Annotated in this window: 19 protein-coding genes; 12 read left to right on the top strand and 7 right to left on the bottom strand. The window is 74.6% G+C overall.

The features are described 5' to 3' along the window. Positions 1 to 2: 2 nt before the first annotated feature. From AB0442_RS05405 to AB0442_RS05395, 3 genes are all read left to right on the top strand, one after another. On the top strand, positions 3 to 566 hold the full coding sequence (locus tag AB0442_RS05405) for a GNAT family protein (RefSeq protein WP_366160755.1): 564 nt from the start codon (positions 3 to 5) through the stop codon (positions 564 to 566). Positions 567 to 691: 125 nt separating this feature from the next. Next, positions 692 to 1,111: a RidA family protein gene (locus tag AB0442_RS05400; RefSeq protein WP_366160754.1), complete on the top strand. Its 420-nt coding sequence runs from the start codon at positions 692 to 694 to the stop codon at positions 1,109 to 1,111. 31 nt (positions 1,112 to 1,142) lie between these two features. After that, positions 1,143 to 1,925 carry an enoyl-CoA hydratase/isomerase family protein gene (locus AB0442_RS05395; RefSeq protein WP_366160752.1) on the top strand — a complete coding sequence of 261 codons (783 nt, stop codon included), beginning with the start codon at positions 1,143 to 1,145 and terminating at the stop codon, positions 1,923 to 1,925. A 24-nt stretch (positions 1,926 to 1,949) separates the two neighbouring features. On the opposite strand, the gene AB0442_RS05390 is transcribed toward AB0442_RS05395, so the two are convergent. Then, the gene (locus AB0442_RS05390; protein ID WP_363544765.1) at positions 1,950 to 3,182 is read right to left on the bottom strand and encodes an acyl-CoA dehydrogenase family protein; all 1,233 of its coding nucleotides are present in this window, start codon (positions 3,180 to 3,182) and stop codon (positions 1,950 to 1,952) included. Between the two features lie 140 nt (positions 3,183 to 3,322). On the opposite strand from AB0442_RS05390, the gene AB0442_RS05385 reads away from it, so the two are divergent. Both AB0442_RS05385 and AB0442_RS05380 read left to right on the top strand, forming a co-directional pair. Continuing rightward, positions 3,323 to 3,988 (top strand): TetR/AcrR family transcriptional regulator, encoded by a 666-nt coding sequence (locus tag AB0442_RS05385; protein ID WP_366160750.1) that lies wholly within the window; start codon positions 3,323 to 3,325, stop codon positions 3,986 to 3,988. An 85-nt stretch (positions 3,989 to 4,073) separates the two neighbouring features. Further along, entirely contained in the window at positions 4,074 to 5,522 is a 1,449-nt protein-coding gene (locus AB0442_RS05380; protein WP_366160748.1) for a cellulase family glycosylhydrolase, read from the top strand. Positions 5,523 to 5,567: 45 nt separating this feature from the next. Here AB0442_RS05380 and AB0442_RS05375 read toward each other — a convergent pair whose 3' ends face one another. Further along, positions 5,568 to 7,592: a M3 family metallopeptidase gene (locus AB0442_RS05375; RefSeq protein WP_366160747.1), complete on the bottom strand. Its 2,025-nt coding sequence runs from the start codon at positions 7,590 to 7,592 to the stop codon at positions 5,568 to 5,570. Between the two features lie 216 nt (positions 7,593 to 7,808). Here AB0442_RS05375 and AB0442_RS05370 point away from each other — a divergent pair, with 216 nt between their 5' ends. Continuing rightward, on the top strand, positions 7,809 to 9,500 hold the full coding sequence (locus AB0442_RS05370; protein WP_366160745.1) for a bifunctional 3'-5' exonuclease/DNA polymerase: 1,692 nt from the start codon (positions 7,809 to 7,811) through the stop codon (positions 9,498 to 9,500). Between the two features lie 13 nt (positions 9,501 to 9,513). Here the strand turns inward: AB0442_RS05370 and dhaM are convergent, their stop codons facing one another. Then, positions 9,514 to 9,900: a dihydroxyacetone kinase phosphoryl donor subunit DhaM gene (gene dhaM / locus AB0442_RS05365; protein ID WP_366160743.1), complete on the bottom strand. Its 387-nt coding sequence runs from the start codon at positions 9,898 to 9,900 to the stop codon at positions 9,514 to 9,516. Positions 9,901 to 10,035: 135 nt separating this feature from the next. Between dhaM and dhaK the strand changes: the two genes are divergently transcribed. Then, on the top strand, positions 10,036 to 11,031 hold the full coding sequence (gene dhaK, locus AB0442_RS05360; RefSeq protein ID WP_363544783.1) for a dihydroxyacetone kinase subunit DhaK: 996 nt from the start codon (positions 10,036 to 10,038) through the stop codon (positions 11,029 to 11,031). Between the two features lie 36 nt (positions 11,032 to 11,067). Next, entirely contained in the window at positions 11,068 to 11,706 is a 639-nt protein-coding gene (gene dhaL / locus AB0442_RS05355) for a dihydroxyacetone kinase subunit DhaL (protein ID WP_366160741.1), read from the top strand. A gap of 227 nt (positions 11,707 to 11,933) precedes the next feature. On the opposite strand, the gene AB0442_RS05350 is transcribed toward dhaL, so the two are convergent. Beyond that, positions 11,934 to 13,121, bottom strand: coding sequence for a PP2C family protein-serine/threonine phosphatase (locus tag AB0442_RS05350; protein WP_366160739.1), 1,188 nt, complete (start codon positions 13,119 to 13,121; stop codon positions 11,934 to 11,936). A 246-nt stretch (positions 13,122 to 13,367) separates the two neighbouring features. Between AB0442_RS05350 and AB0442_RS05345 the strand changes: the two genes are divergently transcribed. Together AB0442_RS05345 and AB0442_RS05340 are read left to right on the top strand one after the other, a co-directional pair. Further along, positions 13,368 to 13,586, top strand: coding sequence for a cation transporter (locus AB0442_RS05345; protein WP_030266153.1), 219 nt, complete (start codon positions 13,368 to 13,370; stop codon positions 13,584 to 13,586). A gap of 60 nt (positions 13,587 to 13,646) precedes the next feature. After that, positions 13,647 to 15,929, top strand: a complete 2,283-nt coding sequence (locus AB0442_RS05340; protein WP_366160737.1) for a heavy metal translocating P-type ATPase — start codon at positions 13,647 to 13,649, stop codon at positions 15,927 to 15,929. A 117-nt stretch (positions 15,930 to 16,046) separates the two neighbouring features. On the opposite strand, the gene AB0442_RS05335 is transcribed toward AB0442_RS05340, so the two are convergent. From AB0442_RS05335 to AB0442_RS05325, 3 genes are all read right to left on the bottom strand, one after another. Continuing rightward, positions 16,047 to 16,766 (bottom strand): SDR family oxidoreductase, encoded by a 720-nt coding sequence (locus tag AB0442_RS05335; RefSeq protein ID WP_366160736.1) that lies wholly within the window; start codon positions 16,764 to 16,766, stop codon positions 16,047 to 16,049. A 543-nt stretch (positions 16,767 to 17,309) separates the two neighbouring features. Continuing rightward, entirely contained in the window at positions 17,310 to 18,599 is a 1,290-nt protein-coding gene (locus AB0442_RS05330; protein ID WP_363550306.1) for a citrate synthase, read from the bottom strand. Positions 18,600 to 18,823: 224 nt separating this feature from the next. Beyond that, positions 18,824 to 20,998, bottom strand: a complete 2,175-nt coding sequence (locus AB0442_RS05325) for an ATP-dependent RecD-like DNA helicase (RefSeq protein WP_366160896.1) — start codon at positions 20,996 to 20,998, stop codon at positions 18,824 to 18,826. Between the two features lie 297 nt (positions 20,999 to 21,295). Here AB0442_RS05325 and AB0442_RS05320 point away from each other — a divergent pair, with 297 nt between their 5' ends. Continuing rightward, positions 21,296 to 21,760, top strand: coding sequence for a GNAT family N-acetyltransferase (locus AB0442_RS05320; protein ID WP_366160735.1), 465 nt, complete (start codon positions 21,296 to 21,298; stop codon positions 21,758 to 21,760). 62 nt (positions 21,761 to 21,822) lie between these two features. Continuing rightward, positions 21,823 to 22,479, top strand: a complete 657-nt coding sequence (locus AB0442_RS05315; RefSeq protein WP_366160733.1) for a class I SAM-dependent methyltransferase — start codon at positions 21,823 to 21,825, stop codon at positions 22,477 to 22,479. The last annotated feature ends 96 nt before the right edge of the window (positions 22,480 to 22,575 follow it).

Genomic DNA, 22,575 nt, shown 5'->3' with positions numbered 1-22,575 from the left:
CCGTGTACGCCGTACCGCTCGCCGATGATGCCGAGCTGACCCCGCTGGAGCCGTGGCAGGCCGTGGAATTCTTCGAGCACATGGAGCGCGCCCGGGGCAACACCGACCCGTGGATACCGTGGGCCACCCGCTCCACCGATCTCGAATCGGCCCGGGCGACGCTGCAGGGATATGCCGATCGGCAGGCCGCGGACACCGGTCGGATCTTCGGAATCCGGCTCGGCGGCAGGCTGGTCGGCGGTGTGATGTTCGTGCACTTCGACGCCGCCACCGGGGTCTGCGAAATCGGTGCGTGGACGGAAAAGGACGGTGAGGGCCGGGGGCTGATCAGTGCCGCCGTCCGCCGGCTGATCGACTACGCGCTGGTCGAGCGCGGGCTGCACAAGGTCGAGTGGTGGAACAGCAGCGGCAACGCGCGCAGCCGGGCGGTGGCGCAGCGGATGGGCATGCACCACGACGGCACGATGCGCGAGCACGTGCTGCACAACGGGGTGCGGCAGGACTACGAGGTGTGGTCGGTGCTGGCCCGCGAGTGGCGGGCCGGCGAGGGCGCGCAGCCCGGGTGACCCGGCCCGCGGACCCGCCCGGCCGGGCCCGGCCGAAAACCGGGTGACAGCGGCTGCTCCGCCGACGGACGATCGGGGGTCGGCCGATGCCGGCGCCGAGTCCGCCGAGCCCGAGGAGCTTTCGCATGGTCCAGCGCAGCATCGTCCCGAGCCTCTTCCCGCCGCCCGGCTACGCGCACACGGCGGTGGTGGAGCCCGGCACCCGCCTGGTGTTCCTGGCCGGCGGGGTGCCGCTGGACGCGGACGGGAAGCTGGTCGGTCCCGGTGACGGCCCGGCGCAGGCCCGCCAGGTGCTGGCCAACCTCCAGGAGGCGCTGCGGCACGTCGGCAGCACCCTCGCCGACGTGGTGGCCAGCACGGTCTACGTGGTCTCGCCGGAGCCCGGGCCGCTCTCCGAGGTGTGGGACGTGGTGAACGCCTCCGGCCTGGCCGACGGCCCGCACACGTCGACGCTGCTCGGCGTGGCCTGCCTCGGCTACACCGGCCAGTTGGTGGAGATCACAGTGACCGCCGTGGTCCGCGAGGACGCCGCTGTGGAAGGGTGAGGGGCGTCCCGACCCGTCCCCGGAGGCAGTGATGGTCCACGTGCTCGACACCGGCGTCGCCGGGCTGCGTGCGGAAGTCGACGGCCCGGTGGCCACGCTGGTGCTGGACCGGCCGGAGCGGCGCAACGCGATGACGCTGGCGATGTGGCGGGGTCTGCCGGGGGTGCTGGGGCTGATCGCGGCGCAGCCGGGCGTGCGGGCGCTGCTGGTGACGGGTGCGGCGCGGACGTTCTGCGCGGGCGCGGACATCGGCGAACTGTCCGAGGTGTACGGCGATCCGGCCCGCGCGGACGCGTACCACGCGGACAACGTGGCGGCGGAGGAGGCGCTGGCCGCCTTCCCGCACCCGACGCTCGCGGTGGTGCACGGCGCCTGCGTGGGCGGGGGCTGCCAGTTGGCGGTCGCCTGCGACCTGCGGTTCGCGGCCCACGACGCGCGGTTCGGCATCACCCCGGCGAAGCTGGGCGTGGTGTACCCGTCGGTGCCGACGGTGCGGCTCGCCTCGCTGGTGGGGCCGGCGCGGGCCAAGTACCTGCTGTTCTCGGGCGAGTTGGTGACCGCGGAGCGGGCGGAGCGGTTCGGGCTGGTGGACGAGGTGCTGCCGGCCACCGAACTGGACGTGCGGGCACGGGAGTTCGCCGGCCTGCTGGCGAAGCGCTCGCCGCAGACGATCGGCGCGGTGAAGGCGGCGCTGTCGGTGCCGGCGCAGGAGGCGGCCGCGGCGGTGGCGCCGTGGGAGCGCAAGTCCCGCGAGGCGCCGGACGTCCGGGAGGGGCTGGCCGCCTTCCTGGAGCGGCGCGAGCCCCGGTTCTGAAGCCGGGGCCCGGCGCCGCCCGGGTCAGCGGATCGGCACCCCCGAGATGGCGCGGGAGATGACCAGGCGCTGGATCTCGCTGGTGCCCTCGAAGACGGTGTAGATCGCGCTGTCGCGGTGCATCCGCTCGACGGGGTACTCGCGGGTGAAGCCGTTGCCGCCCAGGATCTGCATGGCCTGCGAGGTGACCCACTTCGCGGTCTCACCGGCGTAGAGCTTGGACATCGAGCCCTCGGCGTTGTGGAAGGGCTGGTTGGTGGCGGCCATCCAGGAGGCCCGCCAGACCAGCAGCCGGGCGGCGTCGATCCGGGTCTTCATGTCGGCGAGCTGGAAGGCGACGCCCTGGTTGTCGATGATCGGACGGCCGAACTGCACCCGGGTCTTCGCGTAGTCGAGGGCGACCTCGTAGGCGGCCCGGGCGATGCCGACGGCCTGGGCGCCGACCGCGGGGCGGGAGGCCTCGAAGGTGGCCATCGCGGCGTTCTTGCCCTTGGCGGAACCGGCGCCGCCGGCGGCGCGCTCGCGGGCCCGGGCGAGCCGCTCGTCGAGCTTCTCCTTGCCGCCGAGCAGGCAGTGGCCGGGCACCCGGACGCCGTCGACGACGACCTCGGCGGTGTGCGAGGCGCGGATGCCGTGCTTCTTGAACTTCTGGCCCTGGGAGAGGCCGGGGGTGCCGGGCGGGACGACGAAGGAGGCCTGGCCGCGGGCGCCGAGGGCCGGGTCGACGGTGGCGACGACGACGTGGACGTCGGCGATGCCGCCGTTGGTGGCCCAGGTCTTGGTGCCGTTCAGCACCCACTCGTCCTTGGCCTCGTCGTAGACGGCGCGGGTGCGCAGGGCGGAGACGTCGGAGCCGGCGTCGGGCTCGGAGGAGCAGAACGCGGCGACCTTGACGTCGTCGGGGGTGCCGAACATCTGCGGGGCCCAGGTGCCGATCTGCTCGTCGGTGCCGTTGGCGAGCACGGCGACGGCGGCGAGCGTGGTGCCGACGATCGCCAGGCCGATGCCGGCGTCGCCCCAGAAGAGCTCCTCCATGGCGATCGGGATGCCGACGCCGGAGGGGTCGAAGTACTGCTGGGCGTAGAAGTCCAGGGAGTAGATGCCGACCTTGGCGGCCTCCTGGATGATCGGCCAGGGGGTCTCCTCGCGCTCGTCCCACTCGGCGGCCGCCGGTCGGATCACGTCGGCGGCGAAGCCGTGCAGCCAGTCGCGGACGGCGATCTGGTCCGGTCCGGGGTCCAGGGAGAAGGTGCTCATCGGGAAGGCCTCCGCAGCAGCGTGCACAGGGGGAAGGAGGGGCGGCGGCGCCGCAACAGGGTGTTACCTCGGGTAACATCGAGGGAGTCTGCTACTCATTGGTAGCGATGTCAACGCCCGACCGAGGAGGACGCAGCACCGTGTCGACCCCCGCCGCAGCACCGGCCGGCGAACCCCGTCGCGAGCAGCTGCTCAACGCCGCCGACCGGGTCGTCCAGCGCGAGGGACCGGGCGCCAGCATGAACGCCATCGCGGCCGAGGCGGGCATCACCAAGCCGATCCTCTACCGGCACTTCGGCGACCGGAACGGCCTGATCGCCGCCCTGACGGAGCGCCACACCGCGGGCCTGCTGGAGACCGTCCGCGCGGCGCTGAGCGAGCCGCTGGAGCGCCGCGACCAGGTCGAGCACGTCATCGACACCTACCTGGCGGCGATCGAGTCCCGCCCGCAGGTGTACCGGCTGCTCACCCACCCCGAGCCGGGCGACCCCACCGGCGCGGGCAACGCGCTGGCGCCGGCGCTGAAGCAGATCGCCGAGGAGATCACCCGGGCCGTGCAGACCCAGGTCGACCTGGGTGCCGACACCCCGCTGCTCTCCGAGGCCTGGGGCCGGGCGATCACCGGGATGGTGCTGGCGGCCGGGGACTGGTGGCTGGACCAGCGGCCCTGCCCCCGGCCGCGGATGGTGCAGGCGCTGGCCGACCTGCTCTGGGGCCGGCTCGCCGCGGCCGCCGCCCTGCCGCCGGTGGTGGCGCCCCCCGCACCCGGCCCCGAGGACGCCGCCGAACCGGCCGCCCCCGAGTAAACCTGAGCACTGCTCACCTCTTGCGGCGGCGGGAACTGACGGCGCATCATCGCGCTCACACCCACTCCCCCGTGCGAGGTGGCCCGTGCGCGTCCTCCGTACCGCTGCGGCACTGCTCCTGACCGCCGCCGTCCTGCTCGGCGCCGCACCGCCCGCGGCCGCCGGACCCGCCCCGGGCGCCACCCGGACACCGGCCGGCACCACCACCACGCCCGACGGGCGGACGCTCTTCACCGACCGGGACGGCCGCGTCCTGCAGCTACGCGGCTTCAACCTCGACAAGTACGCCGAGGCCGACGCCGCCGACCTGGCCGACATCGCCGCCCGGGGCTTCACCCTCGTCCGGATCGCCGTCTCCTGGACCCGCCTCGAACCCGCCCCCGGCCGCTACGACCGGGCCGAACTCGCCCGCGTCCACCGGCTGCTGGACGCCGCGGCCCGGCACGGCCTGCTGGCCGTGGTCGACTTCCACCAGGACGTGTACGGGCCCGCCTTCGGCGGCGGCGACCGCGGCGTCCCGGTCTGGGCGACCCGGGACGACGGACTGCCCTTCGAACCCGACCCGGACGACTGGTTCGCCGGCTACTTCCAACCCGCCGTGCAGGCCGCCTTCCGCCACCTCTACGACGACGCCGACCTGCGCCGTGCCCAGGCCTCGCTGTACACCGCCGTCGCCCGTGAACTGCGCGGCCACCCGGCCCTGCTGGGCTACGACCTGTTCAACGAGCCGTTCGGGCCGGTCGACGGCGACCCGACCGACCCCGCCGTGCTGGCCGCCGCCGCGGCCGAACTTGAGCAGGGCCGGCTCGCCGGGATGTACCGGCGGCTGATCACCGCGGTGCGCCGGGTCGACGACCGCGCCTGGCTGTTCGTCGAGCCGACCGTGCTGGTCGGCCAGGGCGTGCCGACCCGGCTGCCGCAGTTCACCGACCCCCGCCCGGGCGCGGCCCGGATCGGCTACGCCCCGCACTTCTACGACACCGCCGTGGAGGCCGGCCACGATTGGGACCCGGCCGGCGGCTTCGTCGAGCGCTACACCGAGGCGGTCACCGGCTACCCCCGGGCCGGCCGGCTGCCCGTCCTGGTCGGCGAGTGGGGCCCGCCGAGCGCCCGCACCCCCGGCAACGCACGCCTGGTGGAACGCCAGGTCGCCGCCATGACGGGCTTCGCCGCCGGCTGGACGATGTGGTACTGGTGCCACGGCGACGGCGGGTACTGCGCCCTCGGCCCGGACGGCCGCCCCGCCCCCGGCGACGGCCCCGCCTTCGGCCCGTACGCCGCCGCCCTCGCCGGCCGGCCCGGCACCGAGACCTTCGAGGGCGGCCGCTACCGCCTCACCCTCACCACCGGGCGGCGCGGCGCGGCGACCACGGTCGTGGTGCCCGCCGGCGCCTTCCCGCAGGGCTTCCGGGTGCAGGCCCCCGGCGCCCGCGTGGAGGTCCGCCGGCCGCAGGGCGACCGGGCCGGATCCGTGCGGCTGGAGTACCCCGCCGCCCGGCCCGGCACCCCGGTCACCGTGCTGCTGACACCCTGACCGCCGGACGCCCGGCCGGCCGCCGCCGCGAGTCCGGCGGCGGCCTCAGGCCAGGCCGCGGCGGGCCAGCAGCGGGCCGATCTCCGGGTCGCGGCCGACCACCGCGCGGAAGCAGTCCAGCGCGGGCCGGCTGCCGCCGCGGGCCAGCAGCTCGCGGCGGAACACCTCGCCGCTCTCCCGCGCAGCGAGGCCGTTGGAGGCGAACCACTCGACGGTGTCCGCGTCCAGCACCTCCGACCAGATGTACGCGTAGTACCCGGCGCTGTACTCACCCGCGAACACGTGGCTGAAGTACGCCGTCCGGTAGCGCGGCGGCACCGCGGCCACCGCGAGCCCGGCCCGGGTGAGCGCCTGCGCCTCGAACTCCTCGGCGTCCGCGACCTCGGTGCCGGCCGGCAGGGTGTGCCAGGCCCAGTCGATCACGGCCGCGCCCAGGTACTCGACGGTGCGGAAGCCCTGCCCGAAGGACTCCGCCGCCGCCATCCGCTCCACCAGCTCCGCCGGCAGCGGCTCCCCGGTGGCGTGGTGGCGGGCGTAGTTGGCCAGCACCTCCGGCCGGACCATCCACATCTCGTTGACCTGCGAGGGGAACTCCACGAAGTCCCGCGGCACCTCGGTGCCGGCGAACAGCGGGTAGCGGACGTCGGAGAACAGCCCGTGCAGCGCGTGCCCGAACTCGTGGAAGAGCGTGCGCACCTCGTCCCAGGTGAGCAGCGCCGGCTCGCCGGGCGCCGGCTTGGCGATGTTCAGGTTGTTCACCACCACCGGGCGCTTGCCCAACAGGTGGGACTGCTGGACCAGTTCGTTCATCCAGGCGCCGCCGCGCTTGGAGTCGCGGGCGAAGAAGTCGCCGATGAACAGGCCGAGCGAGCCGCCGTCCCCGTCGAACACCTCGAAGACCCGGGCGTCCGGGTGGTACGCCACCAGCTCCGGCCGCTCCTGCAGCACCACCCCGTAGACCAGCTGCGCCGCGAAGAACACGCCGTCGTGCAGCACCCGTTCGAGCTCCAGGTACGGGCGCAGCTCCGCCGCGTCCACCTGGTACGCGGACTGCCGCACCCGCTCCGCGTAGTACGCCCAGTCGTGCGCCGCGATCGAGGTGAGGCCGTCCGCGCGGGCGGCGGCGAGCAGTTCGGCGGCCTCCCGCTCGGCGTTGGCCACCGCCGGGCCGGCCAGCCGGGCGAGCATCGCGTCCACGGCGGCGACGCTGCCCGCGGTCTCGTCCGCCACCACGTACGCGGCATGGCTGGGGTGGCCGAGCAGGGCGGCGCGCTCGGCGCGCAGCCCTGCCGTCCGGATCGCCAGCGGCCCGTTAGCCTCCGCCGCCCGGCCGAGCGAGGCCGCCAGCAGCCGCTCGCGCAGCGACCGGTCGGTGAGCTGGGCGAGCTCGGTCTGGTTGGAGAAGTTCTTCAGGCTGAGCACGTACGAGCCGTCCCGGCCGAGCGCCCGGCCGTTCTCGGCGGCCGCGGCGACCGCGTCCGCGGACAGCCCGGCGAGCTGCTCGGGCCCGTCCAGCACGATCGCCCTGGCCCGGGTGTCGTCCATCAGGTTGCGGCGGAAGGCGGTGGCGGCGGCGGCCAGTTCGGCGTTGATCTCGCGCAGCCGCTGCTGGTCGGCGGCGGGCAGCTCGGCACCGGCCCGGACGAACGCGGTGTGCCGGCGCTCCAGCAGCCGCAGCGACTCCGGGTCGAGGCCGAGCTCGAAGCGGCGGCGGTACAGCGCGTCGATCCGGGCGAACAGCCCGGCGTCGAGGTGGACGGCGTCCCGGTGCCGGGCGAGGCGCGGGCTGATCTCGGCGTCCAGCTCCTGCAGCCCCGGGCTGGTGTCGGAGTCCCCCTGGTTCTCGAAGGCCGCGGCGACCCGCTTCAGCATCGCACCCGAACGCTCCAGCGCCACCACCGTGTTGTCGAAGGTCGGCGGCTCCGGGTCGGCCACGATCCCGGCGATCTCGGCGAGCTGCAGCGCCATGCCCTGTTCGAAGGCCGGCAGGTAGTGCTCCTCGCGGATCTCGGCGAAGGGCGGCAGCTCGTGGACCAGGGTGCTGGTCGCGAAGAAGGGGTTGTCGCTCATTTCGCCGACCCTATGCGCTGTCACCACCGCTGCCTACGGCCTCCGGAGGCGGCTTCCGACCGCTGGCGGAACCTCGCCGCGGGCCCGGCTCCCGGCCCCCCGGAGCGCCGCGCCGGTCGGGCCCTGTCGGTGCCGCGCGCTACGGTCGGCATGAGGGCCTCCCCGGCCCGGTCGCACACCGGCACGACGAGTACGAGCGAGGAAGGAGGCCCGCCGATGGCCCCCCGGTACGCCCTGGTCCCCGACCAGCACGGCCCCGGCGGCCGGCTGCGGCCGCTCGCCGAGGACGGCACCCCGCTCGGCCCGCCGGAGCACGTCCCCGCGCTCGCCGCCGCCGTCGCGGAGCGCGAGGTGGCCGACCGGCCGCGCTGGGTGTTCGCCGCCACCGACGGCGCGTACGCGCCGCTGCTGCCCGTCCGGCTCGCCCGCAGCCACGACCTGCGGCTCACCGAGCCGCTGCTGCTCGGCCAGGAGGGCCGCTTCGGCGAGCCCCGTTCGCTCGGCGCCGCCTGGGCCCGGCTGCGCGGGCTGCCCGTCCCCGCCGACCTGCCGGAGAGCGCCGCAGAGGACGACCAGGACGGCCTCTTCGCCCCCGACCGGCTGCAGCTGCCGCCCGGCACCGACGCGCTGGAGGCCGTCGTCGCCGTCCACGCCGAGCAGCTGCGCCGCACCGCCGCGATCGCCGACCCCGCCGAGCGCCACCGGTTCCGGCTGCTGGCCGCCGCCGAGTCGGCCGGCGGCCTGCTCGCCGCCGAGATGGCCCGCGACGGCCTGCCCTGGCGCAGCGACCTGCACGACCGGCTGCTGACCGAACTGCTCGGCCCGCGCCCGCAGGTCCCCGGCGCCCCGCCGCGCCGGCTGGCCGAACTCGCCGCGGAGCTGCAGCGCTCCCTCGGCGGCCGCCCCTTCAACCCCGACTCGCACGGCCAGGTGCTGCGCGCCTTCGCCGACCGGGGCATCCAGCTCGGCTCCACCCGCAGCTGGGAGCTGCGCCGGGTCGACCACCCGGCCGCCGAGCTGATGATCCGCTACAAGGAGCTGTCCCGGCTGCACGCCGCGCACGGCTGGGCCTGGCAGGCGGCCTGGGCCCGCAACGGCCGGTTCCGCCCCGAGTACGTGGTCGGCGGGGTGGTCTCCGGCCGCTGGGCGACCCGCGGCGGCGGCGCCCTGCAGATCCCTCGGATCCTGCGCCGCGCCGTGGTCGCCGACCCCGGCTGGTCCCTGGTCGTCGCCGACGCCGCCCAGCTCGAACCGCGCGTCCTCGCCGCCCTCTCCGGGGACGCCGGCCTCGCCCGCACCGCCGCCCAGGGCGACCTGTACGAGGCGCTCGCCGCGACCGCCTTCCACGGTGACCGGTCCAAGGCCAAGCTCGGCCTGCTCGGCGCGATGTACGGGCAGACCAGCGGCGACATCGGCCCGCTGCTGGCCACCCTGCGCCGCCGCTACCCCGCCGCGATGGGCTACGTGGAGGCCGCCGCCCGGACGGGCGAGGACGGCGGCGTCGTCCGGTCCCGCCTCGGCCGCACCTGCCCGCCGCCGTCCGCGGACTGGCTGGACCTCACCGAGGCGCCCGAGACCGCGGGCGAGGCCGGCGGCCGTTCCGCGCGGGCCCGCGGCCGCTTCACCCGCAACTTCGTGATCCAGGCCAGCGCCGCGGACTGGGCGCTCGCCCTGCTCGCCGCGCTGCGCCGCCGGCTGGCCGCGCTCTCCTCCGGCGCGGACCGGCCGCACCTGGTGTTCTTCCAGCACGACGAGGTGGTGGTGCACACCCCGGCCGACCTCGCCGACCGGGTCGCCGAGGAGGTCGCCGGCGCGGCCGAGGAGGCCCGGCTGCTGGTCTTCGGCGACACCCCCGTCCGCTTCCCGATGAGCACCGCCGTGGTCGACTGCTACGCCGACGCCAAGTAGGGCCCGGGCGGGGTCAGAGCTTGCGGTGGCCGCGGGCCTCCTCGGCGGCGGTCACCACCTCGTCCAGCGGGGCGCCGGTGGAGGCGGTCACCGCCGCGGCGACGGCGCCCTCGACGAACGGCGCGTCCACCAGCACCGCGCCGGGCCGCTCCGCGAGCACCAGCCGGGCGGTCAGCACCGCGCTGCCCAGGTCGGCGAGGACGGCGACCCCGCCACCGCCGTCGGCCTCGTCGATCGCCCGGGCGATCTTCTCGTCGCTGGTGCCGAGCCCGCCGTCGGCGCTGCCCGCGGCGACCGCCACCCGCACCTCACCGGCGCCGAGCTCGGCCAGCAGTTCGGCCAGCCCGGCGGCGAGCGCGGGGCTGTGCGAGACCAGGACGACGCCCACCGGTGCGGTCATGCCCCGCACCCTAGCCCGGTGCCGGGGCCCCGGGGCGGGGCCGCTCCGGGGCGTTCCGGCGTGTCGCAGCGCCCGGTGACCGGGGGTGCCGGGCGTAACGTCGGGCGCGGAGAGCCGGGCCCGAGGGAGTGCCGCGTGAAGAAGCTGATCAACAGTCCGGAGACGGTCGTGGCGGACGCCCTCGCGGGGCTCGCCGCCGCCCACCCCGAGCTGGCCGTGGACACCGCGGCCCGGGTGGTGCGCCGGGCCCGTCCGGGCGCGCCCGGCAAGGCGGCCCTGGTCTCCGGCGGCGGCTCGGGCCACGAGCCGCTGCACGTCGGCTTCGTCGGCCCGGGCATGCTGGACGCCGCGTGCCCGGGCGAGGTCTTCACCTCGCCCGTCCCCGACCAGATGCTGGCCGCCGCGCGGGCCGTCGACACCGGCGGCGGGGTGCTGTTCGTGGTGAAGAACTACACCGGCGACGTGATGAACTTCGCGCTGGCCGCCGAGCTCGCCGCCGAGGAGGACATCGAGGTGGCGACCGTCCTGGTCGACGACGACGTGGCCGTGCAGGACTCCACCTTCACCGCGGGCCGCCGCGGCACCGGCGCGACCCTGGTGGTGGAGAAGGCCGCCGGGGCGCTCGCCGAACTCGGCGCACCGCTCGCCGAGGTCGCCGCGCTCGGCCGCCGGGTGAACGCCGCCTCCCGCTCGTACGCGGTCGCGCTGACCGCTGCCACCGTGCCGGCCGTGGGACGGCCCGGCTTCGACCTGCCCGAGGACGAGATCGAGGCCGGTGTGGGCATCCACGGCGAGCCGGGACGCCGGCGCGAGCCGCTGCGCCCGGCCCGGGAGCTGGCCGCCGAGGTGGTCGACACCGTCCTGGCCGACCACGGGCTCGCGCCGGGCGACGAGGTGATCGCCCTGGTCAACGGCATGGGCGCGACGCCGCTGCTGGAGCTGTACGTGGTCTTCGGCGAGGTCGCGGCCCGGCTCGCGGACGCCGAGGTGCGGATCGCCCGCGGCCTGGTCGGCAACTACGTCACCAGCCTCGACATGGCCGGCTTCTCGCTGACCCTCACCCGGGCCGACGCCGAACTGCTGCGGCTCTGGGACGCGCCGGTCGCGACCCCTGCCCTGACCTGGTCCTGACCCGACCCGCGCCCGGCAGACCGGTAGGAGCCCCGCATGGAGCTGGACAGCGCCCGCACCGAGGCGTGGCTGCGCGCCGCGGCCGCCGCCGTCACCGCGCAGGAGGCCGAACTCACCGCCCTGGACACCGCGATCGGCGACGGCGACCACGGCAGCAACCTGCGCCGCGGTTTCACCGCCGTCCTCGCCGGCCTGGACGCCCGGGGCGCCGAGGGGGCCGACCGCTCCCCCGGCGCGCTGCTGACCGCGGCCGGCCGCACCCTGATCTCGACCGTCGGCGGCGCCTCGGGACCGCTCTACGGCAGTGCGCTGCGCGCGGCCGGTCGCGCGCTGCCGGGGGCGACGGCCGGGCCGGGCGAGCTCGCGGCGGCGCTGGCCGAGGCACTCGGCGCGGTGCAGGCGCTCGGCGGGGCACGGCCCGGCGACAAGACGATGGTCGATGCGTGGACGCCGGCCGCCGCGGCGTTCGCGGAGACGGCGGAGCAGGGGCTGACGGCGGCTTCGGGGGCGGCCGCCGCCGCGGCGGAGCAGGGGGCGCGGGCGACGGTGCCGCTGGTGGCGCGCAAGGGCCGTGCCTCGTACCTGGGGCCGCGCAGCGCGGGCCACCTCGACCCGGGGGCGGCGTCGACGGCCCTGCTGTTCACCGCACTGGCCGAGGCCTGCCGGGAGCCGTGACGGGGCCCTCCCTGGGACCTGCCTTCAAGGCGTACGGGGTGCACCCCCGGGGGCGCGGGGAACTGCGCAGTCCGGGAGCGGCGCCCCTGACAGATCCGGCTCGGCCCAGGTCCCCACGGTGGCCCGCATCCGAATCGCGCAGTTCTCCCCGGCCTTCGGCCGAGAGGTGTCCCACGCCCCCTGGGAGTGCACCCCGTACGCCTTGAAGACACTCCCTAGTGCCCGTGCTACGGGTGCTGCGGGTGGTCGCCGGGGCGGCTGACCAGCATCAGCAGGGCGTCGTCGCCGAGCGCGCCGCCGGTGTGCACCAGCAGGTCGGCGTAGACCCGGCCGACCGCGGACTCCAGTTCGGCGGCGGAGCGGGCGGTGCCGCGGACCAGCGGTCCGACCCGTTCGGCCAGCGGGTAGAACTCGCCGGTGCGGTGGTGGCGGGCCTCGACCACGCCGTCGGTGCAGAGCACCAGCACGTCCTCGGGCCCGAAGGGCTGCCGGACGGCGGTGGGTTCGCCGGTGGCGAGCGGGCCGAGGCCGAGCGGCACCCACGGGTCGGCGGCCTCCAGCACGGCGACGGTGCCGTCCGCGGCGACCCGGATCGGCGGGACGTGGCCGAAGTGCAGCAGCTCGACCGTCCCGGGCGCGCCGAACTCGGCGAACAGGGCGGTGGTGAACTCCCCGTCGGGCACGTGCCGCTCGACGCTGGCCTCGATCCGGGCCGCGACCCGGTTGAGCTTCTCCTCGTCGTAGGCGGCCTCGCGGAAGGCGCCGAGCACCACCGCGGCGGTCTGCACCGCGCCCAGGCCCTTGCCGCGGACGTCGCCGACCAGCAGCCGGGTGCCGTGCGGGGTGTCCAGGGCGGAGTAGAGGTCGCCGCCGATCCTGGCCTCGTCCGCGGCCGAGACGTAGCGCACGGCGAGGCGCAGCGGTCCGACCTTGGGTCCGGGGCGGCGCAGCAGGGCGCGCTGGGCGGCCTCGGCGACGGAGCTGACGGCGGCGAAGGCGGCGGCCCGGCGCATGCGCAGTTCGGCGATGTACGCGCTGATCGCGGTGAGCGCGACGTAGCTGACCATGGCGCCGATCAGGAAGCGGCCGTCGTGGAAGTTGGCGACCTGGTCGTAGTTGCTGAGCCAGAGCAGCGAGAGGAAGCCGACACCGCAGACCAGCAGGAGCTCGACGGGGGTGAGCAGCAGTGCGGAGACGGGCGGGACGACGACCATCAGCGGGGCGAGGTAGCGGTCCTGGCCGGTGAAGAAGTCGACCAGCGAGATGGCGAGGACGGCGAGCAGCGCCGGGGTGGCGCGGCGGCGGAAGGAGAGGTCCTGGAGGTCGGTGGCCAGCAGGGCGGACTTGCGGCGGGCCGGGGCCAGCCCGGTGGCGTCGCGCACGGCGGCGCGCTGGACTCGGCTGCTCCGGAACACATACCGAACATATCGGACGCGAGGCCGCATCGCGCCGTCCACGGCCGCCCGCCGACGGGGTGACACCCGCGCGCACGCCGGATGCGCGGAGCGCGCCAGCACGGCCCGCGCCCGCCGCAGCGGTGTACGTTCCGAGATCCACGCCACAGCCGACCCGCCGGTCCTGGAATACCCCCTGGGGGTATGGTGTTGGCAGAGGCAGGCGCACGGCAGAAGGCCGCGCCCCGACACCGCCCGGAGGCACCGATGTCCAGCACCGTCACCTACACCGTCGCCGGCATGAGCTGCGGCCACTGCGAGAAGTCGGTGACCGCCGAGGTGTCCGGCATCGCCGGTGTCACCGAGGTCGCCGCCGACGCCAAGGCCGGCACCGTCACCGTCTCCTCCGCCGCGCCGCTCGACGACGAGCAGGTCCGCGCCGCCGTGGACGAGGCCGGCTACGAGCTCGTCGGCCGCACCGCCTGAGACCGCCGCGGGGGCGCGGCCCGAGCCCGCGCCCCCGGTACGCTCGTCCGAGGAGATGAGATGAGCACGACCATGCACGCCACCGGGGACACCGCCCAGCAGCGCGTCGAGCTGTCGATCGGCGGAATGACCTGCGCCTCCTGCGCCGCCCGGATCGAGAAGAAGCTCAACCGGATGGACGGCGTCGAGGCCACCGTCAACTTCGCCACGGAGAAGGCCCGGGTGGACTTCACCGACGGCGTCACCGTCGACGACCTGATCGCCACCGTCGAACGCACCGGCTACACCGCGGAGCTCCCGCCGCCGCCCGCCCCGGAGCCCGCCGCCGAACCGGCCGCCGGCTCCCCGGCGGACGCCGCCCGGGAGCCGGACCCGCTGCGCGAGCGGCTGCTGGTCAGCGCCGTGCTGACGGTGCCGGTGGTGCTGCTGTCGATGGTCCCCGCCCTGCAGTTCGACGACTGGCAGTGGCTGGCCTTCGCCCTCACCGGCCCGGTCGTCGTGTACGGCGGTCTGCCCTTCCACCGCGCCGCCTGGACCAACCTCCGGCACGGCGCCGCGACCATGGACACCCTGGTCTCGCTCGGCACCCTGGCCGCGTTCGGCTGGTCGGTGTGGGCCCTGTTCCTCGGCGACGCCGGGATGCCGGGCATGCGGCACGCCTTCACCCTCGCGGTCGGCACCGGCGACGCCTCCTCCACGCTCTACCTGGAGACCGCCGCCGCGGTCACCACCCTGATCCTGCTCGGCCGCTGGCTGGAGGCGAGGTCCAAGCGGCGGGCCGGCGCCGCCCTGCACGCCCTGCTGGACCTCGGCGCCAAGGACGTCGCCGTGCTGCGCGACGGCCGCGAGCAGCGCGTCCCGGTCGCCCGGCTGGTCCCCGGCATGCGGTTCGTCGTCCGCCCCGGCGAGAAGATCGCCACCGACGGCACCGTCGTCGAGGGCGCCTCCGCCGTCGACGCCTCCATGCTCACCGGCGAGTCCGTCCCGGTCGAGGTCTCGGTCGGCGACACCGTCACCGGCGCCACCGTCAACGCCGGCGGTCGCCTCGTCGTCGAGGCGACCCGGGTCGGCGCCGACACCCAGCTCGCCCGGATGGCCCGGCTGGTGGAGGAGGCGCAGAACGGCAAGGCCGCCGCCCAGCGCCTCGCCGACCGGATCTCCGCCGTCTTCGTGCCGGTCGTCATCCTGATCGCCCTCGGCACGCTGGTCGCCTGGCTGCTGGCCGACGCCGACCCCACCGCGGCGTTCACCGCCGCCGTCGCCGTGCTGATCATCGCCTGCCCGTGCGCGCTGGGCCTGGCCACCCCGACCGCGCTGATGGTCGGCACCGGCCGCGGCGCCCAGCTCGGCATCCTCATCAAGGGCCCCGAGGTGCTGGAGACCACCCGCCGGGTCGACACCGTCGTCCTCGACAAGACCGGCACCGTCACCACCGGACGGATGTCCCTGGTCGCCGTGCACACCGCCGACGGCACCGACGAGCGGCAGGCGCTGCGCCTGGCCGGCGCCGTCGAGCACGCCTCCGAGCACCCGGTCGCCGCCGCGATCGCCGCCGCCGCGGCCGAGCGCACCGGCCAGCTGCCGCCGGTCGACGCCTTCGCCAACGTCCCCGGTCTCGGCGTCCAGGGCACCGTCGAGGGCCGCACCGTGGTCGCCGGCCGCGAGGCCCTGCTGACCGCCCGCTCGCTGCCGGTGCCGGCAGAGCTGGCCGCCGCCCGCGTCGCCGCCGAGCGGGCCGGCCGCACCGCCGTCGTGGTCGGCTGGGACGGCTCCGCCCGGGCCGTCCTGGAGATCGCCGACACGGTGAAGCCGACCAGCGCCGCCGCCGTCGCCGACCTCCGTGCGCTCGGCCTGCGCCCGGTGCTGCTCACCGGCGACAACCGGGCCGTCGCCGAGGCCGTCGCGGCCGAGGTCGGCATCCCCGCCGAGGACGTCCTCGCCGAGGTGCTCCCCGAGGACAAGGTCGCCGCGGTGAAGCGGCTGCAGGCCGAGGGCCGCTCGGTCGCCATGGTCGGCGACGGCGTGAACGACGCCGCGGCGCTCGCCCAGGCCGACCTCGGCCTCGCCATGGGCACCGGGACGGACGCCGCGATCGAGGCCGGCGACCTCACCCTCGTCCGTGGCGACCTGCGCACCGCCGGCGACGCCATCCGGCTCGCCCGCCGCACCCTCGGCACCATCAAGGGCAACCTGTTCTGGGCCTTCGCCTACAACGTCGCGGCGATCCCGCTCGCCGCGGCCGGGCTGCTCAACCCGGTCGTCGCCGGCGCCACCATGGCCTTCTCCTCGGTCTTCGTGGTCACCAACAGCCTGCGGCTGCGCCGCTTCGACGCCTCCTCCTGAGGCGTCCGCACAAGGCCCTCTCTTTCGGATCACCGCGGACGCCCGGCGTGATCCGAAAGAGAGGGCCCAGGCCGACGGCCCCGGGCGGATCTCCGCCCGGGGCCGTCGCCGTGGTGCTCAGCGGCCGAGCAGCTCGCCGCCGTTGCAGTGCAGGATCTCGCCGGTGATGAACCCGGCCTCCGGCGAGGCCAGGAAGTGGACCGCCGCGGCGACCTCGAACGGCTCGCCGATCCGCCCCAGCAGGGTGCGCGCCGCGCGGCGCGAGACCTCCGCCTCGTCCAGCCGCGGGCCGAAGAACTCGGTGCCGGAGACGGTGCCCGGGGCGACGATGTTCGCGGTGATCCCGGACGGGCCCAACTGGGCGGCCAGGAAGTTGTTCCAGGCGTGCAGCGAGGCCTTCGCCGCCCCGTACGAGCCGGCGCCGCGCAGCGCCGCGATGGAACTGACCGTCACCACCCGGCCGGAACCCGGCGTGAGCCGCTCCCGGATCGACTCGGTGAGCAGCACCACCGTGAGCACGTTGCGCTCGAAGTCGCCACGCCAGCGCGCCAGTACGGCGTGCGGGCCGGCGCCGATCACGGTCTCCCGGCTGCCCGCGTTGTTGACCAGGACGTCCACGGTCGCCGGCAGGGAGTCCAGGGCGTGCTCGACCGCGTCCGGGTCGGCGAGGTCGCAGACCAGGGGGGAGACGTTCTCGCCGAGCTCGGCGGCCGCCCGTTCCAGGACCGCGCGCCGGCGCCCGACGATCACCACGCGCTCCCCCGCCTCGGCGAAGCGGCGGGCCACCTCGTACCCGATGCCGGTGCCACCACCGGTGACGACGACGTTCCTGGTCATCCGCGCTCTCCCTCCCTGCTCCGACGCCGCCGCAGACACGTGCGGACGGTCCGTACCGGAATGGGTCGATTCCTATCACGCTGGGTTGCGAAGACTGCGGGGAGGGTGACGCAGCGCGCCGGAAAGCGTGTGATAAGGGGACGGACCGCTCGGCTCGCTCCGGCACCGCGCGCACACGGAGCGTGGAGAGAGGCAAGTCACACTCCGGGAACGTAACTCCCGGACCCCGGATACGTCATACCGTGTGTACTGCGGCAGTTGTCTCCGGCCGGCGGCGGTGTGGCGAACGGCTTCACGCCTCCGCACCGGTCGCGCTGCCGCGAACGGGGCTCCGGCGGGCCCCGGTACCGCCGCCGACGAGTTCGGTGGCACAGCGCACGGCGCCGGGGTGCGAAGGTCAGGGACGCTTTGAGCGGCCGTTCCTGGCACGGTCGCACCCGGGTGCCGTGCGCCGGGTCTTTCCCGGCGGCCCCGGGGCCCGACGGAACGCCGAAGGGCCCGGCCGCCCCGAGGGGAGCGGCCGGGCCCTTCGCACGGACCGGGTCAGCGGTCGCCGAGGTCCACGTAGTCGCGGATCGCGGTGCCGGTGTAGATCTGCCGCGGACGGCCGATGCGGCTGGTCGGGTCGTTGATCATCTCGTGCCAGTGGGCGATCCAGCCGGGCAGCCGGCCCAGCGCGAACAGCACGGTGAACATGCTGGTCGGGAAACCCATGGCGCGGTAGATCAGGCCCGTGTAGAAGTCCACGTTCGGGTACAGCTTGCGCGAGACGAAGAAGTCGTCGCTGAGCGCGTGCTCCTCCAGCTTCAGCGCGATGTCGAGCAGCTCGTCGCTCTTGCCGAGCTGGCCGAGCACCTCGTGCGCCAGGAGCTTGACCTGCGCGGCACGCGGGTCGAACGCCTTGTACACGCGGTGGCCGAAGCCCATCAGCTTGACGCCGTCCTCGCGGTTCTTCACCTTGCGGATGAAGGCGTCGACGTCGCCGCCGTCCTTCTGGATCTGCTCGAGCATCTCCAGGACGGCCTGGTTCGCACCGCCGTGCAGCGGGCCCCACAGCGCCGAGATGCCCGCCGAGATCGAGGCGAACAGGTTGGCGTGGCTGGAGCCGACCAGGCGCACGGTGGACGTCGAGCAGTTCTGCTCGTGGTCCGCGTGCAGGATCAGCAGCTTGTCGAGGGCGTTGACGATGACCGGGTTGATCTCGAAGTCCTCGGCGGGGACGGCGAACGTCATCCGCAGGAAGTTCTCGACGTAGCTCAGGTCGTTGCGCGGGTAGACGAAGGGCTGGCCCATCGCCTTCTTGTAGGCGTAGGCCGCGATCGTCGGCAGCTTGGCCATCAGGCGCACCGTCGACATGTGGCGCTGGTCCGCGTCGAACGGGTTGTGGCTCTGCGGGTAGAACGTCGAGAGGGCGCCGACCACCGAGGACAGCATCGCCATCGGGTGGGCGTCCCGCGGGAAGCCCTGGTAGAAGCGCTTGACGTCCTCGTGCAGCAGGGTGTGCTGGGTGATCTCGTCGCTGAAGGCCGTCAGCTCCTCGGCCTTCGGCAGCTCACCGTTGATCAGCAGGTACGCGGTCTCGATGAAGTTGCCGCGCTCGGCGAGCTGCTCGATCGGGTAGCCGCGGTAGCGCAGGATGCCGTTGTCGCCGTCCACGAAGGTGATCGCGGACTTGTAGGCGGCGGTGTTGCCGAAGCCGTTGTCCAGGGTGACCAGGCCGGTCTGCGGGAGCAGCTTCGAGATGTCGAAGCCGGCGTTGCCCGCAGTGCTCTCGACGACGGGGTACTCGTACTCGCCGTCCTGGTACCGCAGTACTACCGAGTTGTCGCTCACGTCTTCCTCACCGACGAAATGAATCCTCATCCGAGTGCCCTGACGTTCCTACGATCCCCCATCCGGAGGACAGCCGCGCACCCGGGGTGGGCCGAAAAGGGGCCCGCCATACAAAACCTGTCGCCGAAGCCGGTGTGAACCGGACAAGATCGGCACCAGACCAGGTTCCGCCCTAAATCTCTTCACGTCAAGACAACCCGGGACCGTACCGCACCCCCGGCGGATCATCCAATCGTCAGCCGATGATCAAGCGCGGAGTGCCGGCGACCTGCACTGACGGCCCTCACCGCCTGCCCGATCGCCCTCCGTGACCCCACCAGTACAACCAGTCTCTTCGCCCTCGTCACAGCCGTGTAGAGAAGATTTCGCTGGAGCATCGACCATGCCGATGTAGTGACCGGAATCACCACCGCCGGATACTCGCTCCCCTGCGACCGGTGGATCGTCACCGCGTACGCGTGCGCCAGCTCGTCCAACTCGTCGAAGTCGTACGGCACCTCCTCGTCCTCGTCGGTGCGCACCGTCAGCCGCTGCTCCTCCACGCTCAGTGAGACGACCACCCCCACCGTGCCGTTGAAGACGCCGTTCGCCCCCTTCTCGTAGTTGTTCCGGATCTGCGTCACCTTGTCCCCCACCCGGAACGTCCGCCCGCCGAACCGCCGCTCCGCCAGCCCCTCCCGGGCCGGCGTCACCGCCCCCTGCAACAGCGTGTTCAGGTTCCCCGCCCCCGCCGGACCACGGTGCATCGGCGCCAGCACCTGCACGTCCCGCCGCGGATCCAGGCCGAACCGCTGCGGGATCCGCCGCGCCACCACGTCCACCGTCAGCCCCGCCGCCCGCTCCGCGTCCTCCTCCGCGAACAGGAAGAAGTCCGGCAGCCCCTCCGTCACCGGCGGCAGCCCCTCGTTGATCCGGTGCGCGTTCGTCACCACCCCCGACTGCTGCGCCTGCCGGAAGATCCGCGTCAACCGCACCGACGGGATCGGACTGCCCTCCGACAGCATGTCCCGCAGCACCTCGCCGGCCCCCACCGACGGCAGCTGGTCCACGTCCCCCACGAACAGCAGGTGCGCCCCCGGTGCCACCGCCTTCACCAGCTTGTTCGCCAGGATCAGGTCCAGCATCGACGCCTCGTCGACCACCACCAGGTCCGCGTCCAGCGGCCGGTCCCGGTCGTACGCCGCCTCCCCTCCCGGCCGCAGTTCCAGCAGCCGGTGCACCGTCGACGCCTCCGCCCCCGTCAGCTCCGCCAACCGCTTCGCCGCCCGCCCGGTCGGCGCCGCCAGCACCACCTTCGCCCGCTTCGCCAGCGCCAGCTCCACCACCGACCGCACCGTGAACGACTTCCCGCAGCCCGGACCACCGGTCAGCACCGCCACCTTCCGGGTCAGCGCCAACTTCACCGACTCCCGCTGCTCCGGCGCCAGTTCGGCCCCCGTCCGACGCGCCAGCCAGCCGAGCGCCGCCTCCCAGTCCACCCCCGCGAAGCCCGGCAGCCGGTCGCCCTCCGCGTTCAGCAGCCGCAGCAACTGGTTCGACAGCGACACCTCCGCCCGGTGGAACGGCACCAGGTAGACCGCCGTGATCGGCTCCCCGCCCTCCCCCGGCACCCGCTCCCGGACGACGCCCTCCTCCGCCACCAGCTCGGACAGGCAGTCGATCACCAACCCCACGTCCACCTGCAGCAGCTTCACCCCGTCCGCGATCAGCCGCTCCTCCGGCAGGTAGCAGTGCCCCTGGTCGCTGCTCTGCGACAGCGCGTACTGCAGCCCCGCCTTCACCCGCTCCGGAGAGTCGTGCGGGATCCCCACCGCCTGCGCGATCCGGTCCGCCGTCAGGAAGCCGATCCCCCACACGTCCGCCGCCAGCCGGTACGGCTCGTTCTTCACCACCCCGATCGAGGAGTCGCCGTACTTCTTGAAGATCCGCACCGCCAGCGACGTCGACACCCCGACCCCCTGCAGGAAGACCATCACCTCCTTGATGGCCTTCTGCTCCTCCCACGCCGCCGCGATCATCTTCGTCCGCTTCGGGCCCAGCCCCGGCACCTCGATCAGCCGGCCCGGCTCGTTCTCGATGACCTCCAGCGTGTCCACCCCGAAGGCGTCCACGATCCGCTCCGCGAACCGCGGCCCGATCCCCTTGATCAACCCGGATCCCAGGTACCGCCGGATGCCCTGCACCGTCGCCGGCAGCACCGTCGTGTAGTTCTCCACCGTGAACTGCCGCCCGTACTGCGGATGCGACCCCCACCGCCCGAACATCCGCAGCGACTCGCCCGGCTGCGCCCCCAGCAGCGCCCCCACCACCGTCAGCAGGTCGTTCCCGCCGCGCCCGGTGTCCACCCTGGCCACCGTGTAGCCGGTCTCCTCGTTCGCGTACGTGATCCGCTCCAGCACGCCCTCGACCTGGGCGAGCTGCCGCGGGGCACCCTGCTGCGCCGCGCCCTGTCCCGCGGCGCCGGGCTGCCCCGTGCGCTGCTGCCCCGTGCGCTGCTGCTCCGTGGTCACGAGGCCCTCCCAGTCCTGCTCACACCCGACGCCGGCGACCGTTGTGCCACGCACGGTACCTCCCGCTGCGGACAGCCGGGCCCCTCACCGGGGAGAACACCGCTCCCGGGGCGCTTCACGGCCACCCGCGCGACCCCGCACCACCCCGCCGGGTGACGCCCCGTCGGACCGGCGTAGGGTCGGTCCATGAGCGACCTCGTCATCCGGCCCGCGACCGAGGCCGACCTGCCCGCCGTCGTCGCCATGCTGGCCGACGACCCGCTCGGCGCCGGCCGCGAGTCCCCCGACGACCTCACGCCGTACCGCGCCGCCCTCGCCCGGATCGCCGCCGACCCCCACCAGCACCTGGTCGTCGCCGAACGGGACGGCCGCACCGTCGGCACGCTGCAGCTCACCGTCGTCCCCGGCCTCTCCCGCCGCGGAGCCACCCGGACGATCGTCGAAGGCGTCCGGATCCACTCCGGCGAACGCGGCAGCGGCCTCGGCACCACCCTGATCGAGTGGGCCGTCGAGCGGTCCCGCGAACTCGGCGCCTCCCTCGTCCAACTCACCTCCGACGCCACCCGCACCGACGCCCACCGCTTCTACGAACGCCTCGGCTTCACCGCCTCCCACCTCGGCTTCAAACTCGCCCTGCCGGCACAGGAGTAGACACCGCACGGCACCCGGATCCGTCGGCCGCGACTGTCGTACCCCCCTGGCAGACTCGACCGATGACCGACCCCCACGCCCCGATCGCGGCCTACTGGGACGCAGCAGCCGACACCTTCGACGACGAGCCCGACCACGGCCTGCACGACCCCGCCGTCCGTGCCGCCTGGGCCTCCCGCCTGCACGGATGGCTCCCCGACCCGCCGGCCCACGTCCTCGACCTCGGCTGCGGCACCGGCTCGCTCTCCCTCCTGCTCGCCCACCAGGGCCACCACGTCACCGGCATCGACCTCGCCCCCGGCATGATCGCCCGGGCCCGCGCCAAACTGGCCGCCACGGGCCTGGAGGCCGCCTTCCACGTCGGCAACGCCGACACCCCGCCCGCCCGCTCCGGCGGCTACGACGCCCTGCTCTGCCGCCACCTGGCATGGACCCTCGCCGACCCGCCGGCCACCCTGCGGCACTGGGTGACCCTGCTGCGCCCGGGCGGCACCCTGGTGCTCGTCGAGGGCCGCTGGCGCGAGGCGGGCGACACCGCCTCCCCGTACGAACCCGGAGCCCACCCGCTGCCCTGGGCCGGCGGCGTCCGCGCCCGGGACCTCGCCGACGCACTGCGCCCGCACGTCACCGAACTGACGGTGACGCCGCTCAGCCAGGACGCGACCCTCTGGGGCGGGCCGGTCTCCGACGAGCGGTACGCCCTGGTCGCGCGGATCTGATCCGGAAATGCGAGAAGCCCCGCCCGGTGTCCCCGGGCGGGGCTTCTCTCAAGAATTGTTCGGCGGCGTCCTACTCTCCCACAGGGTCCCCCCTGC

The organism is Kitasatospora sp. NPDC085895, assembly GCF_040702125.1.
GTDB lineage: Bacteria > Actinomycetota > Actinomycetes > Streptomycetales > Streptomycetaceae > Kitasatospora > Kitasatospora arboriphila.
The sequence above is the reverse complement of the archived record's forward strand: the minus strand, read 5'-3'. Positions and strand labels throughout refer to the sequence as shown.

What these genes read in the sequence shown, in the direction of transcription:
- AB0442_RS05315 (WP_366160733.1), top strand. Translation starts at nt 21,823, where the DNA reads ATGACCGACCCCCACGCCCCGATCGCGGCCTACTGGGACGCAGCAGCC.
- AB0442_RS05375 (WP_366160747.1), bottom strand. Translation starts at nt 7,592, where the DNA reads ATGAGCGACAACCCCTTCTTCGCGACCAGCACCCTGGTCCACGAGCTG.
- dhaM (WP_366160743.1), bottom strand. Translation starts at nt 9,900, where the DNA reads ATGACCGCACCGGTGGGCGTCGTCCTGGTCTCGCACAGCCCCGCGCTC.
- AB0442_RS05335 (WP_366160736.1), bottom strand. Translation starts at nt 16,766, where the DNA reads ATGACCAGGAACGTCGTCGTCACCGGTGGTGGCACCGGCATCGGGTAC.
- AB0442_RS05340 (WP_366160737.1), top strand. Translation starts at nt 13,647, where the DNA reads ATGAGCACGACCATGCACGCCACCGGGGACACCGCCCAGCAGCGCGTC.
- AB0442_RS05400 (WP_366160754.1), top strand. Translation starts at nt 692, where the DNA reads ATGGTCCAGCGCAGCATCGTCCCGAGCCTCTTCCCGCCGCCCGGCTAC.
- AB0442_RS05395 (WP_366160752.1), top strand. Translation starts at nt 1,143, where the DNA reads ATGGTCCACGTGCTCGACACCGGCGTCGCCGGGCTGCGTGCGGAAGTC.
- AB0442_RS05390 (WP_363544765.1), bottom strand. Translation starts at nt 3,182, where the DNA reads ATGAGCACCTTCTCCCTGGACCCCGGACCGGACCAGATCGCCGTCCGC.
- AB0442_RS05345 (WP_030266153.1), top strand. Translation starts at nt 13,368, where the DNA reads ATGTCCAGCACCGTCACCTACACCGTCGCCGGCATGAGCTGCGGCCAC.
- AB0442_RS05370 (WP_366160745.1), top strand. Translation starts at nt 7,809, where the DNA reads ATGGCCCCCCGGTACGCCCTGGTCCCCGACCAGCACGGCCCCGGCGGC.
- dhaL (WP_366160741.1), top strand. Translation starts at nt 11,068, where the DNA reads ATGGAGCTGGACAGCGCCCGCACCGAGGCGTGGCTGCGCGCCGCGGCC.
- AB0442_RS05320 (WP_366160735.1), top strand. Translation starts at nt 21,296, where the DNA reads ATGAGCGACCTCGTCATCCGGCCCGCGACCGAGGCCGACCTGCCCGCC.